This window comes from Nocardioides mangrovicus, assembly GCF_003674065.1.
GTDB lineage: Bacteria > Actinomycetota > Actinomycetes > Propionibacteriales > Nocardioidaceae > Marmoricola > Marmoricola mangrovicus.
Genome location: NZ_RDBE01000010.1, coordinates 234,050 through 248,878, shown reverse-complemented (window position 1 = coordinate 248,878; position 14,829 = coordinate 234,050). Strand labels below are relative to the sequence as shown.

Sequence of the window (14,829 nt, the reverse complement as noted above, 5' to 3'; positions counted from 1 at the left end):
CGGGTTCATCGGATCGGGGTCATCGGCGGACCTGCCGGACCAGCGCGTACTGCTCGGCGTAGCCGACCAGCCGCACGTGCCCGACCGAGGCGGCCAGCTCCTTGATGCTGTTCATCGGGTGCAGCCCCGTGGGCACCTCGCTCTCGTAGGCCCGGCAGGCCGCCGCCTTGAGGTCGGCCTGGGCCTCGGTGAGCTCCTCGAAGACGTTCCACCGCAGGTCGGAGGGGTAGAGGTTGAGGTCGTAGACGGCGATGTCGTAGACGAACAGGCTGGTCGGCACCCAGTGGTCGGTGCTCATCGAGACCCGCGCCGAGCGCATTCCCGCCTCGTAGGCGGCGATGTGGTCCTGGTGCAGCGAGGGGAACGGCAGGTAGACCTCGTCGGGCCGCAGCCGCGCCATGAGCTCGTCCAGCGAGCGCACCAGCCCCGGCATGTCCTCGGCGACGCGGCCGTCGGGGAAGCCCAGCGAGACGCTCTCGCCCATCCCCAGGAGCTCCAGGGCCGTGGCGTGCTCGCGGCGACGGGTCTCGTCGCCCTCGGCCACGACGGCCACGACGCACTCCTCGGGGTACTTGGCCAGCAGGCCGCCGCAGCCCAACGACTCGTCGTCCATGTGAGGCGCGATCACCAGCCGTCTCATGGGCGGAAGTTTTCCACGGCCGCGCTCAGGTCAGCCCCAAGGCGCGCGTCCGGTCGACCACGACCTGCCACATGTGGTCGCACGTGAAGTCCGCCAGCACGCTGTCGCGGGCCGCCGCGCCCAGCCGCTCCCGAGCGTCCGCGTCCTCCCGCAGCTCCAGCAGCGTCGCGCGCCAGCCGGCGGCGTCGCCGACGTCGAGCAGTCGCGCGGTGGCCTCGGAGAAGTAGTCGCGCATCGCCCGCGTCCCGGTCACGACCACGCAGCCGCCGGTGCTCGCCGCCTCCAGCGCCACGCTCTGACCGGTGGGGTAGGACAGGTCGTGGGTCGGCACGGCGACCACCTGCGCCCGGCGCAGCAGCTCGCGGTAGCGCGGCAGCGGCACCGGGCCCAGGACAGTGACGTTCTCGGGCACCTGCAGGCCCACGAGGTTCTCCGGGCGGCACACCAGCTGCAGCCGCAGGTCGGTGCCGCGGACGGCATCGAGCAGGGTGGCGTAGTCGCGGCCGCGGTCCTGGCCGACGGCGAGCACCTCGATGTCGCGCGCGTGCTCACCGGGGGTGTAGTAGCGGTCAGCCACCCCGAACGGCACGGCGAGCAGCCGCTCCTCGGAGATGCCGAGCTCGACCAGCGTGGCGGTCTCGTGTCGCGACATGTGGGTGAGCAGGTCGACGCTGGCGAAGCGCCGTGCCAGCCGGCGCCGGGTGGCGGTGTCGGCGCGGCGGACGTCGTCGGCGAGCCAGCACGAAAACACCACCAGCGGCCGGTTGCCGTACGGCGGCACGTGCAGCCGCTCCAGGCGGCCGGCCAGGCCGGCCTGGGTCTCCAGCAGCGCGAGCACCAGGTCGCTGCGGAAGGCGCGCGGCACGCCCAGCACCTGGCGGGCCAGTGGTCCGCCGTAGCGGTGCTCGGCGGCCTGCCGCAGCTTGGTCGCCACTGGCCCCTCCGGCAGCCGCACGCCGGCGGTCTCCCAGCCCAGGTCGCGCACCGCCTCGGCGCCGTAGGGCAGCGCCGAGGGCACCTCGCCGCGCGCGAACCGCGCCTCGTACCCCGCCAGATCGTGCTCGGAGAGGATCAGGGCACGGGTCACGCGGTGATCGTAGGCACCGCGGTGCACCTAGCCGATGTCGCGTGCGCGGACCGAGTCGCGGAGGCGGATTCCGATGAGCGCGCCGGCGAAGCCGCCGGTGGTGTTGGTGATGACGTCCTCCAGGCTGGCCACACGGTGCAGCACCGGGATCACCTGCACCAGCTCGATCCCGGCCGAGACCCACACCGCGAGCAGCGTGGCCGCCCACCACGGCCAGCGGACCAGCAGCACCACCAGCACGCCGAGCGGCACGAAGAGCACGACGTTGAGCCCGGCGCCGAACCAGTCCGGGGTCACCGCGGGGTTGCCGTGCAGGCGGTAGACCCACAGCACGTAGAGCCGCACCGTCAGCTCGTTGAGCGCGCCGCCGATGGGGGAGAAGACCAGCAGCGCCAGCCCGACGGCGTACAGAGCCGCGATCGCCCAGGCGACCCGACGCAGGAGTGGGTCAGCCGCGGCGCGCACGGGCGGCCGTCCTGGCCCTTTCACCGGCGTCGAGGGTGACCTTGCGGATCCGCACGGAGTCGGGGGTGACCTCCACGCACTCGTCCTCGCGGCAGAACTCCAGGCTCTGCTCGAGGCTGAGGTGCCGCGGCGGGATCAGCTTCTCGAAGTTGTCGGAGGTGGAGGAGCGGACGTTGGTCTGCTTCTTCTCCTTGGTGATGTTGACGTCCATGTCGTCGGCGCGGGAGTTCTCGCCGACGATCATGCCCTCGTAGACCTCGGTGGTCGGCTCGACGAAGAGGACGCCGCGCTCTTGCAGGTTGGTCATCGCGTACGCCGTGGCCGCGCCGGAGCGGTCCGCCACGAGCGAGCCCTGCGACCGCGAGGAGATCTCACCGGCCCACGGCTCGTAGCCCTCGAAGACCTGGTGGGCGATGCCCGTCCCGCGGGTCTCGGTGAGGAACTCCGTGCGGAAGCCGATGAGGCCGCGGGCGGGCACCAGGAACTCCATCCGCACCCAGCCGGTGCCGTGGTTGACCATCTGCTCCATGCGGCCCTTGCGCACCGCGAGCAGCTGGGTGATGGCGCCCAGGTACTCCTCGGGGGCGTCGATGGTGAGCCGCTCGAACGGCTCGTGCACCTTGCCGCCGACCTCGCGGGTGACCACCTGCGGCTTGCCGACGGTCAGCTCGAAGCCCTCGCGGCGCATCTGCTCGACCAGGATGGCCAGCGCCAGCTCGCCGCGGCCCTGGACCTCCCAGGCGTCGGGGCGCTCGGTGGGCAGCACGCGCAGCGAGACGTTGCCGACGAGCTCGGAGTCGAGCCGGTCCTTGACCAGTCGCGCGGTGACCTTGGTGCCCTTGGTGGGTCCGCGTCCGGCCAGCGGCGAGGTGTTGGTGCCGATGGTCATCGAGATCGCCGGCTCGTCGACCTGGATCAGCGGCAGTGCCACCGGGTTCTCGGCGTCGGCCAGCGTCTCGCCGATCATGATGTCGGGGATGCCGGCGATGGCCACGATGTCACCGGGGCCGGCCTCCTCGCCGGGCTTGCGCTCCAGCGCCTCGGTGACCAGCAGCTCGGTGACCTTGACGTTGCGGGTGGTGCCGTCGGTGCGCATCCAGGCCACCGTCTGGCCCTTGCGCAGCGTGCCCTGGTGCACCCGGAGCAGGGCCAGGCGGCCCAGGAACGGGCTGGCGTCGAGGTTGGTGACGTGCGCCTGCAGCGGCGCACCCTCGTCGTACTCCGGTGCCGGGATGGTCTCCAAGATGGTGCGGAACAGCGGCTCGAGGTCGGGGGAGTCGGGCAGCCCGCCGTTGTCCGGCAGCTCCAGCGACGCCTTGCCGGCCTTGGCGCTGGCGTAGACGACCGGGAAGTCCAGCGCGTCCTGGCTGTGGGACTCGTCGAGCAGGTCGAGGAACAGCTCGTAGGTCTCGTCGACGACCTCGGCGATGCGGGCGTCGGAGCGGTCGACCTTGTTGACCACCAGCACGACCGGCAGGTCGGCGTTGAGCGCCTTGCGCAGCACGAACCGGGTCTGCGGCAGCGGTCCCTCGGAGGCGTCGACCAGCAGCACGATGCCGTCGACCATCGACAGCCCGCGCTCGACCTCGCCGCCGAAGTCGGCGTGACCGGGGGTGTCGATGATGTTGATCGTCATCCCGCCCGCCGGTGCGCTGGCGCCGGTGTAGTGGATGGCGGTGTTCTTCGCGAGGATGGTGATGCCCTTCTCGCGCTCGAGGTCACCGGAGTCCATCGCCCGCTCGTCGACGTGCTGATGCTCGCCGAACGCACCGCCCTGCCAGAGCATGGCGTCGACCAGGGTCGTCTTGCCGTGGTCGACGTGCGCGACGATGGCGACGTTACGGAGGTCAGTGCGCTGGGCCACGAGACGGGAAGTCTACGGTCTACCGGGTGGCCGGATTCACCGTACTGGTGGTGTGTGAGGGCAATCTCTGTCGTTCGCCCTTCGCCGAGCGCCTCCTGAGCCACCGGCTGGTCGTGCTGGGCGCCGCCGAGCGCTTCGCCGTGACCTCCGCCGGCACCCGGGCCCCCGATGCGGTGGCGATGGACGCCCGCTCCGCCGCCGCCCTCCTCGAGCGGGGAGCATCGGGCGCCGGCTTCGCCTCTCGCCGGCTGGCCGCCGCGACGGTCGAGGGAGCCGATCTGGTCCTCGCCGCCAGCCGTAACCTGCGCGCCCAGGTGCTCCAGGAGTCCCCCGGGGCCCTCCACCGGACCTTCACCGTGCTCGAGCTCGCGGCCCTGGCCCCCCAGGCTCCGCCGGGCACCCCCGCCGACCTCGTCGCCTGGTGCGCCCTGCACCGCTCCACCCTGAACGACACCCTCCGCCGCGGCGAGGACTACGACGTCGCCGACCCGGTCGGCGCCGACCAGGCGACCTACGACCAGGTGGTCGCGCAGCTGGACGGGGCGTGCGGGGTCATCGCTGGGGTGCTCGCCGCGACCGCCACAACTCCACACTTGCGAAGGTAGAGCGGCCGATCATCCGATTTGTCACGCCCACAACCCCGCAAGTGTTGAGTTTTGGCGGTCGCGGCAACCCCGACAACCCCCGCTCACCCGATCGCCCCCCGATGCACCTTGTGCTGCGCCGCCTGCGCCTTGGGCCGCACCACCAGCTCGTCGACGCTCACGTGGGCGGGCAGGGAGGCGACCCAGCGCACGCACTCGGCGACGTCGTCGGCCACCAGCGGCTGCTCGACGCCGGAGTACACCGCGTCGCGCTTGTCCTGGTCGCCGTCGAAGCGCACCAGCCCGAACTCCTCGGTGGCCACCATCCCCGGGGCGATCTCGCTGAACCTCACCGGCCGGTCGACCAGCTCCAGGCGCAGCGTCTCGGTCACCACCTGGGTGCCGTGCTTGGCGGAGGTGTAGCTCGCGCCGTTCTCGTAGGCGATCCGGCCGGCGGTCGAGCCCAGGTTCACCACCAGGCCGTTCCCGCTGGCCATGAGGGCCGGCAGCAGTGCCTTGGTCACGCGGACGAGGCCGAGCACGTTCACCTCGTAGGCCGTCCGCCACCGGTCGAGGTCGGCCTCGGCGACGGGGTCGGCGTCGAAGGCGCCGCCGGCGTTGTTGACCAGCAGGTCGAGCCGCTCGCCGACCTGCTCGGCCAGCGAGGCGACCGAGGCGTCGTCGGTGACGTCGCAGACCACCGCGGTGCCGCCGATCTCGGCCGCCAGCTCGCGGACGCGGTCCTCGCGGCGCGCTGCGCACCAGACGTGGAACCCGTCGCCGGCCAGGGCGCGCGCCGTGGCGGCCCCGATCCCGCTGCTGGCCCCGGTGACGACGGCGGTGCGACTGCTCATAGGGGTCAACTGTAGGAATAGGCGAGGATCGAGCCGAGGTTCAGGTCGACAGGAGGTGGTGACATGCCGATCCGTCGCGTCGCGATGGTCAGCCTGCACACCTCCCCGCTCGACCAGCCCGGCACCGGCGACGCTGGCGGCATGAACGTCTACGTCGTCGAGCTGGCCAAGCGCTTGGCCGAGCGCGACGTCGCGGTCGACGTCTTCACCCGCGCCACCTCCTCGCGGCTGGATCCCGTGGTCCGGCTGACCGACGGCGTGCAGGTGCACCACGTCGTCGCGGGACCCTTCGAGGGCCTCTCCAAGGCCGAGCTCCCCGGCCAGCTGTGCGCGTTCGCCCGCGAGGTGCTGCGCAGCGAGGCGGCGCACGAGCGAGGTCACTACGACGTCGTGCACAGCCACTACTGGCTCTCCGGCCAGGTCGGTGCCCTCGCCCGCGACCGGTGGGCGGTCCCGCTGGTGCATTCGATGCACACGATGGCCAAGGTGAAGAACCAGCTGCTGGCCCGGGGCGACGCCCCCGAACCGGTCGCCCGCGTGATCGGTGAGGAGCAGGTGGTGGCCGCGGCCGACCTGCTGCTGGCCAACACCGCGGAGGAGGCCAAGCAGCTCATCGAGCTCTACGACGCCGACCCCGCTCGCGTGGACGTGATCCACCCCGGCGTCGACCTCGACACCTTCCGGCCGCGTCCACGCGCCGAGGCGCGAGGACGCCTCGGGATCGCCGAGTCCGCCGCGCTGCTGCTCTTCGTCGGTCGGCTGCAACCGCTCAAGGGGCCCGACGTGCTCGTCCGCGCGGCCGCCGAGCTGCTCCGCGCCGACCCGACCCTGCGCGAGCGCCTCGTCGTCGCCGTCGTGGGCGGCCCCTCGGGCTCGGGCCTGGAACGTCCCGAGGCGCTGGTCGACCTCGCCGACTCGCTCGGGCTGCGCGAGGTCGTCCGCTTCGTGCCGCCGGTCGATCGCGCGGACCTGGTCGACTGGTACGCCGCGGCCGACGTGGTCGTCGTGCCCTCCTACAACGAGTCCTTCGGCCTGGTGGCCGTTGAGGCGCAGGCGGTGGGCACCCCCGTCGTCGCCGCTGCCGTCGGCGGCCTGCCCACCGCCGTCGCCGACGGCCGCTCGGGCCTGGTCGTCGCCGGCCACGACCCGGCCGATTACGCCGCCGCCATCGGGCGCCTGCTGGCCGACCAGAAGCTGCGCGAACGACTCTCGGCCGGCGCGCTCGAGCAGGCCTCGCGTTTCGGGTGGGACGTCACCGCCGAGCGCACGCTCCAGGCCTACGTCGACGCCGCCGGCGCGATGCGCCACGACCTGGCGGAGCCCCGGTGAGCGCCGCGGAGACGATCCGCGAGGCGCTCGCCGCCGGCGAGGTCGAGTGGGACGAGCCGGCCGAGGGTGTCTTCGACGTCGTCCTGCCCGGTGAGCGGAAGCTGAAGACGCCGGTGCGGATGGAGCTCGGCCGCCACGCCCTGACCATGCACGCCTTCGTGTGCCGACGACCCGACGAGAATCACGCCGGCGTCTACCGCTGGCTCCTCGAGCGCAACATGAGGATGTTCGCGATGGCCTTCGCCGTCGACCCGCTCGGCGACATCTTTATCGAGGCCCGGCTGCCGCTCTCGGTGGTCTCGGTCGAGGAGGTCGACCGGCTGCTCGGCTCGCTGCTGGCCTACTCCGACGAGTCGTTCAACACCATCCTCGAGCTCGGCTTCTCCACCGCGATCCGCAAGGAGTGGCGCTGGCGGCGCGCCAACGGCGAGTCGACCGCCAACCTCGAGGCCTTCCGCGGCTGGCTGGAGCGCGAGGAGGGCTGAATGGCGCCCGAGCCGTCGGTGGGGTGTGCAGCCCTCAGATCCCGTGACCGCGGCGGTTCAGCGCGTTGACCACCCGTTGGCCGGGCAAGACCCGCGCGGCGACCAGCAGGGCCAGGTAGAGGCGCGGCTCGAGCGGGTTGCGCGACGCGGCGAGCAGGGCCTCGCGCACCGCCTGCCGGCGTTGCCCCAGCATCGCGTGCCCGAACGCCAGCTTGCCGTGGGTCAGGCCGAAGCCCTTCCGGTCGCGGGCGATGTCCGGGTGGTGCGCCAGCATCCACAGCCTGGCCTCGTTGCGCACCTGCCAGTCGTTGGCGAAGAAGGAGGTCGGCCCCCAGCGGACCCGTACGAGCGGCTCGTCGATGTGGAGGATGGGACGGCGGCGGGCCGCTCGCAGCAGGATGTCCCAGTCCTCGGCCATGCTCCGCGGCGTGTCCTCGTCGATGAGGCCGATCCCCTCGATGAGTGCGTCGCGCCGGAACACGAAGCCGGATGAGTGCAGCATCGACTTGCGCGAGCGCAGCAGCTCGGCGTAGGTCACCCGATCCTGGCCGGCGAGGCGCACGATCGAGCGCCCCTCGAAGTCGATCACGATGGACGTGCTGGTCATCTCGCAGTCGGGGGAGGTCTGCAGGAGGCTCACCTGCCGGGAGAGCTTGAGCGGCAGCCATTGGTCGTCGTCGTCGCAGAAGGCGACGATGTCTGCCCGTGCGCTGAGGATGCCGCTGTTGCGCGATCCGGCCAGCCCGGGTGTCCGGACGTTGTGGATGACCCGGACCGCGCGATCGTCGCCCTGGCGGGCCAGGGTGTGGTCGGGCTCAGACCGGTCGAAGACCACCACGATCTCGATGGTCCCCGCATAGTCCTGCCCGAGCACGGAGGCGATGGCCGCGCGTACGAGTTCGGGTCGGTTGTGGGTTGGGATGACCACGCAGACGCTCGGCCACGCCGTGGTGTCGTCCCTGTTGTCGTCCCTGGGGTGCTCGGCCAGCTGTGGACCGTGGTGAGTCGGCTGTGACACGACCATCTCCCCTCAGGACCTCAGCGAGAACGGAGCGGGTGCCTGGTTCAGGTCCACGCGTGCGGCCGTGGCGGCCAGCAGGTCGTCAGCGGTGACCAGGTCGGCCTCACGTGAGATGGCCAGCCCGCGACTGTCCAGCTCACGGGCGATGAGGGTTTGGTGGTCGTCCACGTGCTCCTGGTGGGCGGCCCGCCGAGGGAGCAGCACGGGGCGGCACCCCAGCTCGAGGGCCGTCAGGGCCGAGCCGATGCCGGCGTGGGCGATCACCAGGTCCGCCGAGCTGATGAGAGCACGCAGCTCGGCGTTGGCGAGGCTGACCCGGACGTCACCTGCCAGACCTCCGGGGTCCGTCGCGCCGACCTGCCACACCACCTCGGCGTCCGGGGCCAGGACCGCGGGAAGGATGTCGATGAGCCGGTCGACCGCGCGACGAAAAGAGTAGGCGCGCATCGTGCCGAGCGTGACCACGACGCGGCGCGGCGCTCTGGCCGCCACGGGTCGCGCCCGGAAGCTGTCGAACAGCGAGCCCCGGTAGGACCACCGGTCATCGGACCAGCGCGAGTACTGGGAGTACAGGTTGACCCCGGGGGTCCGCTGCATCACGCGGCCGGTGAGGCTGGGACCATCGGCACGCGCCGCGCTCTCGATGTAGTGACACGGGATGCCCAGCATGCGGGCGGTGGTGACGAAGGGGATAGCCACGCCGGCGCCAGTGGAGACGACCCGGTCGAAACGGCCCTGACGCAGGATGGAAAGGGCCTGCGGCTCCGTCCGCAAAATCTCACGCCACCCTCGAGGTGGGACATATGGAATGAAATGCACTTTCTGGTGAGCGAGGAGGGACTGCGACTGCGGGTCGTCGTGGGTCACCCACTCCACCTGGCCGCTGGCAGGCGCGAAGCGGCTGGTGAACCGGAAGAGCTGCTCCAGGTGACCGCCGGTCGCAGCGACCATCAACGTGCGCGGACCCGTCGTGATGGCCGGGCCCGTAGGCTTCGGCCGCGGAACCGAGACCTGGTCGACTCGACTGCTGCCGGCCCGCTGCCGAGGAATGCGAAGGTCGGACGTGCGTGTCGTGGTCATGGCTGCTAAACCCCCCGTTGAATCACTTGTGACAACCCCATGTTCACCCTCAGTAAATCAGGAGTTGTTGCGGTTGAATATCCGCCGGATGGGCGGACTTAACGGGTTAATCGGACTTTTCACCTAGACCGTCCGACATCTTTCCTTTATCGACTGAATGTCCAATTAGCACGTTTCCCATGATGTGCTTCGCGGCGGACCGTGACGCGAGCGCCGGGTCGGCTAGGGTCATCGACGTGCGGGAGCTGAACGGGCCGACGCGGGTGGCGGTCGGCGTGGTGTTCGCCCTGCGACGCCGCTGGTACACCGCTCGCTATCGCTCGCTCACCCTCGGTGAGGGTGTCATGATCTTGGGCCCGCTTCGGATCAAGCACGGCACGCGGGTCGAGCTGGGTGCACGGGTGAGAGTGCGGGGTCTGTCGGTCAAGGGTGGCGGCACCGTGACCGTGGGCTCCGACACGCTGCTCAACGGGTGCTGGTTGATCGCCCAGGAGCAGGTGACGATCGGCCGGGAGTGCTTGATCTCCGATTGCGGCATCACCGACACCGATTACCACAACCTGCGTCCTGAGGACCGCCACCGTCCCCCCCTGTCCGCGACTCGAGCGCCGGTGGAGATCGGCGACAACGTCTGGGTGGGCCTTCGCGCCCTACTCCTGAAGGGGTCGACGGTCGGCTCCGACAGCGTCGTGGCCGCCGGCGCCGTCGTGCGGGGTTCGGTGCCCCCGAGGGTCGTCGTCTCGGGCAACCCGGCCGATATCGTCAAGCGGTTCGGCTGACCCTCCCGCGTTGGCGCGAGGGCACCAACTCGTCGAGGTGTAGCTGGGTGCGAGCCGCATACAGGCCGGCAGCGTAGAGGGCAGCGCCGAGCACGAGACCAACAGCCAGCGCACCCCAGCCCGAGCCCGCCAGCCGCATCGCCGCCCAGGAGATGAGCCCGAAACAGCTGACGCTCAGTGCGGCGACGTAGCCGGTCTCACGGCCCAGCGGCTGGATCCCGAGCGCGATCCGCACCTGGGCCAGCGCCAGCAGGTTGCGCACGACGATCGCCACCGACCAGCCCAACGCTGCCCCGTTGACCCCGAGCGCGGGAATGAGCCACACGTCGAGCCCGACATTCAAGACGACGGCAACGAGCATGTTCCACATGCTCCACGAGGTTCGCCTGCTCATGATGAGCAGCACGTCGACGTCCCCGCAGAGCGTGGCCACCATCATCGCGAGCGCCAGCATCACCAGCACGGGTCCGGCCACCCCGTATCCACGACCGAAGATCTGCAGGAGCTGATGCCCGGCCACAGCGAGCGTGCAGAACAGCGGCCAGGTGGTGCACATCAGCCAGGCGGTCGAGGTGCGGTAGAGCGATCGAGCGCCATGGATATCGCGGCTGATCAAGGTGTCGGCGAGGTGGGGCTGCACCGCCAGCGAGACGCTGTTGCGGGCCAGCTGACCCAGCACAACGAACCGGGTCGCGGCGGCGTAGACCGCAGCCGGAGCGGCGCCGGCCAGCGCAGCGACGAGGACGACGTCAAGACGCTGCATCAGAATCTGTGCGATGCTCGACACCGCTCGAGGTGCTGTGAAGCGCCACAGCGGGCCACGGACACTATCCGGCCTGTTGTCCGGCCGATTGTCCGGCCTGTTGTCGTGCGCGTGGAGGCCCGGCAGCGCCCGTCGCCACCACGCCACCGCGGCGCCGCAGACCACGACGTAGGGCAGCGACCACGCCCACGGCAGCGACAGACTCACCGGCAGCAGCAGCAGCAGCGCAGCGGTCAGGAGCTGCAGGGTGGGGCGTCCGATCTGCTCGAGGGCCACGTAGGGACGCATGGTGCGCAAGCCCCGAGCCGCGGCGAGCAAGGCGCTGAGCGCTACCGAGAACACCAAGAAGGGCGCCAGCACCCGCAGCGCCTCGGCGGTCTGCGCGGCGGCGTCGCGGCTGATGATCTTGGCGAGGGGACCGGCGCAGGCGAACATGATCACACCGGCGACCAGGGCGCACCCGACGATGGGTTCGAGCGCGGCTCGCATCAGCTGGGGGATCTCATCGGCACGGCCCCGCAGGCGGGCCCGGGAGAGGAAGTACACCAGACCGGCGTCCGTGCCCAGGCCGCACACCGCGGCGGCGATGACGAAGACCCCCGTGCTGCTGAAGAAGACGCCCGCGGTGACCTGGTCGGTGCCCCTGGCCACGACCAAGGTGAGGGCGAAGGTCGCGATGGCAGACACGGCGGCGCCGAGCAGCGTGACGGCCGAGGACCGCGCAACTCGCGTCAGGTTGACGCCGTCGTGCGACGTCGAGGTCGTGGGCGGGCTGGAGGTCATCGCGTCGCGCTGCCGGCCAAGAGGCCCAGGGTCGGTGGTACCCAGTCGGAGACCCTGCTCATCGCCGTGGTCCCGTTGCGGGCCTCGTCGTCCTCCAGGTACCGGGTCAGGATCTCCACGACATAGAGGGCCACGGCGCGCGGGGCTGCGGACGCGCCCACCATCGTTCCGGTCAGAGCGGTGGGCAGGTCGCCGACGAGGTCTGCGAAGGCTGCGGCCGGTCTGAGTCCGCGCAGCGCGGTCCGTTCGGCGATGTCGTGGTGCACCGCGTCCAACCCCAGTGGCACGTCACGCGCGAAGTGCTCCCAGTCCCAGGCCACCAGGTAATCGTCGTTCGCGGTGAAGTTCCAAGACGCCCAGTCGCCATGGCTGCACCCGAACTCGACCGCGTCGGTGCCCACCACCCGATCGGCGAGATCGAGCGCCGCGGTGAGCAGCGGAGCGCACGGATGGGAGACAAGAGCCCGCTGTCGCTGGCCCAGCCTTCGGCGGTAGGTACTCGCGGGCCACGCAGACCAGGTGGTTCCCTCGATACGTCCGACCTCGGCGGTCGCCTCGGGGAGCCATCGCCGCACTGCGGCGCGGGAGCGACCGGGCGGTACCGCCTCCTGCACTAGCAGCTCGTGACCCTCCCAGACCCCCGCGTGCACGATGTCCGGCACCCGTAGGACCCGCGTGTCGTGGGTGGCGACTGCGCGCAGCGCGTCCGCTTCCCGCCTCACTAGGCGTCGGGTGAGCTCGTTGATGCCCACCTTGGCGAACCCGATCGTGTGCCCCGAGGGGTCGATGACCTGCAACACCGGCTTCTGCACCGCACGCCGTGGTCCGATGTAGAGCGCCACCTGGACGGGCAAACCGAGAACCTGCGAGAGGTAGGCGTCGATACCCGGCTCCTCACCCCGCAGGAGCAAGCGCGATGGCGCCCACCGCAGCGCACCGGCGCGCACGCCGGCGGCCGCGAGCTGCGACTTCGCGCGGGTCAGACCCGTGGTGAAGGTGTTGAAGTTCCGCACTGCTGCGGCACTGGCGGCGGGGGGCCCCTCGGGGACGAGCAGTCGCGGGTTTCGGTGGTGGGGCAGAGGGATCAGGGCCGTCTCGCCGGGGGCCCTGCGTCGCGCAGGAGGCACCCGCAGGACGCTGCGGCCGGGCCACAGTGCCCCTAGCACCAGCTCCAGGTAGCCGTCGACGCCGTCGGCTGAGGTCATCGGCCGGACCCGGACCCGGATGAGCGCCTCGCGTGCCCGCGGTCGGTCCGAGTCAGAGCCACGAGCGCACCGAACTGGAGCTGCTCGTCTCGGCGTCGGTGGGCTTCGGGTCGGTGCGACGCGAGCGGCGACCGGTCGCGCGCTGCGGTGAGGAGTTCGATGGCGCCGACGGGCCCGCGGCTTGCTCGGTGGTGCCGGCGCGGACCTCCTCGCCGTCGACACCCGCCGGTTCGGGAACCGGCTCGGCATCGGCTCCGGCCGCATCCACCGGAGTCTGCTGCGTAGCCTCGCTGGGCTCCGCATCGGTGGTAGCGGCGTCGGGTGAGGGCTCGCCGGCGATCCCGGTCTGGTCTCCCGCCGAACCCGGCTCGGCGATCGGCGGAGCAGATGACTGGGGGGTGGTCGCGATCTCCTGCGCAGCGTGAGCCGCGCGGGACTCCAGGTGGCGTGCCGAGGCCAACCCCCCCACGGCAACCCCCGAACGCTTGATCTGCTCGATAGTGGCCACGATCGAGCGATAGCGGTCGCGGTCGCGGTCGACGATGAGGAGCACGGTGTCCGCCGCGCTCGCCACGCTGATCCCGGTCGCCGAGGACAGCGGCGGGGTGACCAGCAGGACGAGGTCGCGCTTCTTGCGCTCTCTGTCCAACGCCGCTCGCAGCTGGTAGCCCGAGTACAGGTCGCGGACCTCTCCAGGAGACGTGCCGGCCGTCACGACCTGGATGTTGGCGAAGGCGCTGGACGGCAGCACGCGCTGGCGCTGGTGGCGCAGCAGGTCGGCCACGCCCGGAACCTCGGGATGCTGCACGAGCCCTGCCACCCGCGGGTCGTCGATGGCGGCGTCGACCAGCGTGACGTCGTACCCGGCATCGGCCAGGGAGGTGGCCAGGTCGACCGCGATCGCCGAAAGCGGTGCGAAGGGCTCGCGGCTGCTCACCGCCACGACGCCGGGTAGCTCACGGCCCGCTGCGAGGAGCATCCGCAGATGGCGCATGGCCTCACGCGATGAGGAGTCGGCGTCCTGGTTGACCAGGAGTGCGCTCCGCTTGGCACTGCGGTCGCCGAGGAACCCCCAGCGGGGAACACCCAGGGTAGAGGTGGCGTCGATGTCGAACTCGTCGAAGCGCCGGGCGCGTCGCAGCGCGAGGGCGAGACCCAGCAAGACGCCGATGATGGCGCCCACGATCGCACCCACGAGGTAGCTCAAGGGACTGAAGCGAGACGGCACACTGGCGGGACTGACGACCTTGCCCGGTGCCGTAGCGACGGCCTGCGCACTGCCCAGGGCGCTTTGGAGGCTGGTCAGACGGGTCGCGAGGAGCTGGACAGTGGCGTCCGCTTTGTCGTCGGAGCTGGCGCTGGAGGCGGCCGCCAAGCGCGCTTGGGTAGCGATGATCTGCTTGTCGAGGCCCGACACCTGCTGGTCGCGTACCTGGGTGGCCTGGCGACCCCGGGACAGTAGGTAAGCCCGGGCCACCGCCGTGGCGTTGGCTCTCGCGCGAGCCGGCGTCGATCCGTTGACGGTGATGGCGAGGATCTGGCTGTTGGTCAGCAGCGTGGTGGAAATGTCGACTCGACCATCGTCCACGGCGGATCGCAAGGAGCGCCCGAGCAAAGCGACGACCTGCGGATCTCCGACGAGGTGCGACTCCGTCTCGAGGCCCACCGTGACCTGCTGAGCGTTGCCGGTGGTGTCCGGGGAGAAGGCGGCGCCGACCACGGGCTTGATCAGGACGTCGACGGTCGAGCGGAAGGGGGTGGGCCGAAGGGCCGCGAGGCCGGCTCCCAAGACGGCGACCGCAAGGGCGAGTGAGACCACGAAGAGACGGTGGCGACGCAGCGCGATGCGGAGCAGCTCGGCGCTGGCGAAGGCGTCACGAGGTGGTGAGA

14 protein-coding genes are annotated in these 14,829 nt (G+C 71.0%); 4 read left to right on the top strand and 10 right to left on the bottom strand.

Annotated elements, in window-relative coordinates; all coding sequences use genetic code 11:
- Positions 1-19: 19 nt before the first annotated feature.
- From D9V37_RS15800 to typA, 4 genes are read right to left on the bottom strand one after another with little or no spacing between them, the layout of a single operon-like run.
- On the bottom strand, positions 20-640 hold the full coding sequence (locus D9V37_RS15800; protein WP_121807131.1) for a PIG-L deacetylase family protein: 621 nt from the start codon (positions 638-640) through the stop codon (positions 20-22).
- A gap of 25 nt (positions 641-665) precedes the next feature.
- Positions 666-1,727, bottom strand: coding sequence for a glycosyltransferase family protein (locus D9V37_RS15795; RefSeq protein WP_147455970.1), 1,062 nt, complete (start codon positions 1,725-1,727; stop codon positions 666-668).
- A 27-nt stretch (positions 1,728-1,754) separates the two neighbouring features.
- Positions 1,755-2,192 (bottom strand): VanZ family protein, encoded by a 438-nt coding sequence (locus tag D9V37_RS15790; RefSeq protein WP_158604493.1) that lies wholly within the window; start codon positions 2,190-2,192, stop codon positions 1,755-1,757.
- Positions 2,176-4,056, bottom strand: a complete 1,881-nt coding sequence (typA, locus tag D9V37_RS15785; RefSeq protein ID WP_121807128.1) for a translational GTPase TypA — start codon at positions 4,054-4,056, stop codon at positions 2,176-2,178. Before typA ends, D9V37_RS15790 begins: the two co-directional genes overlap by 17 nt.
- A gap of 26 nt (positions 4,057-4,082) precedes the next feature.
- Here typA and D9V37_RS15780 point away from each other — a divergent pair, with 26 nt between their 5' ends.
- Entirely contained in the window at positions 4,083-4,661 is a 579-nt protein-coding gene (locus tag D9V37_RS15780; protein ID WP_121807127.1) for an arsenate-mycothiol transferase ArsC, read from the top strand.
- An 83-nt stretch (positions 4,662-4,744) separates the two neighbouring features.
- Here the strand turns inward: D9V37_RS15780 and D9V37_RS15775 are convergent, their stop codons facing one another.
- On the bottom strand, positions 4,745-5,494 hold the full coding sequence (locus D9V37_RS15775; RefSeq protein WP_121807126.1) for an SDR family oxidoreductase: 750 nt from the start codon (positions 5,492-5,494) through the stop codon (positions 4,745-4,747).
- A gap of 63 nt (positions 5,495-5,557) precedes the next feature.
- On the opposite strand from D9V37_RS15775, the gene mshA reads away from it, so the two are divergent.
- Together mshA and D9V37_RS15765 are read left to right on the top strand one after the other, a co-directional pair.
- Positions 5,558-6,823 carry a D-inositol-3-phosphate glycosyltransferase gene (gene mshA / locus D9V37_RS15770; protein WP_121807125.1) on the top strand — a complete coding sequence of 422 codons (1,266 nt, stop codon included), beginning with the start codon at positions 5,558-5,560 and terminating at the stop codon, positions 6,821-6,823.
- Positions 6,820-7,308, top strand: coding sequence for a type III secretion system chaperone family protein (locus D9V37_RS15765; RefSeq protein ID WP_121807124.1), 489 nt, complete (start codon positions 6,820-6,822; stop codon positions 7,306-7,308). The genes mshA and D9V37_RS15765 overlap by 4 nt, the downstream gene beginning before the upstream one ends.
- Positions 7,309-7,342: 34 nt before the next feature.
- On the opposite strand, the gene D9V37_RS15760 is transcribed toward D9V37_RS15765, so the two are convergent.
- Positions 7,343-8,236 (bottom strand): glycosyltransferase family 2 protein, encoded by an 894-nt coding sequence (locus D9V37_RS15760; protein ID WP_198412600.1) that lies wholly within the window; start codon positions 8,234-8,236, stop codon positions 7,343-7,345.
- Between the two features lie 102 nt (positions 8,237-8,338).
- The gene (locus D9V37_RS20295; RefSeq protein WP_158604492.1) at positions 8,339-9,028 is read right to left on the bottom strand and encodes a glycosyltransferase; all 690 of its coding nucleotides are present in this window, start codon (positions 9,026-9,028) and stop codon (positions 8,339-8,341) included.
- Positions 9,029-9,645: 617 nt separating this feature from the next.
- On the opposite strand from D9V37_RS20295, the gene D9V37_RS15750 reads away from it, so the two are divergent.
- On the top strand, positions 9,646-10,188 hold the full coding sequence (locus tag D9V37_RS15750) for an acyltransferase (RefSeq protein ID WP_198412599.1): 543 nt from the start codon (positions 9,646-9,648) through the stop codon (positions 10,186-10,188).
- Here D9V37_RS15750 and D9V37_RS15745 read toward each other — a convergent pair.
- From D9V37_RS15745 to D9V37_RS15735, 3 genes are all read right to left on the bottom strand, one after another.
- Positions 10,172-11,734, bottom strand: a complete 1,563-nt coding sequence (locus tag D9V37_RS15745; RefSeq protein ID WP_121807121.1) for a lipopolysaccharide biosynthesis protein — start codon at positions 11,732-11,734, stop codon at positions 10,172-10,174. The genes D9V37_RS15750 and D9V37_RS15745 overlap by 17 nt on opposite strands.
- A complete protein-coding gene (locus D9V37_RS15740; protein WP_121807120.1) occupies positions 11,731-12,747 on the bottom strand; it encodes a hypothetical protein in 1,017 nt (338 codons plus the stop codon). The genes D9V37_RS15745 and D9V37_RS15740 overlap by 4 nt, the downstream gene beginning before the upstream one ends.
- A gap of 244 nt (positions 12,748-12,991) precedes the next feature.
- A complete protein-coding gene (locus D9V37_RS15735) occupies positions 12,992-14,758 on the bottom strand; it encodes a hypothetical protein (RefSeq protein WP_147455969.1) in 1,767 nt (588 codons plus the stop codon).
- Positions 14,759-14,829: the final 71 nt, after the last annotated feature.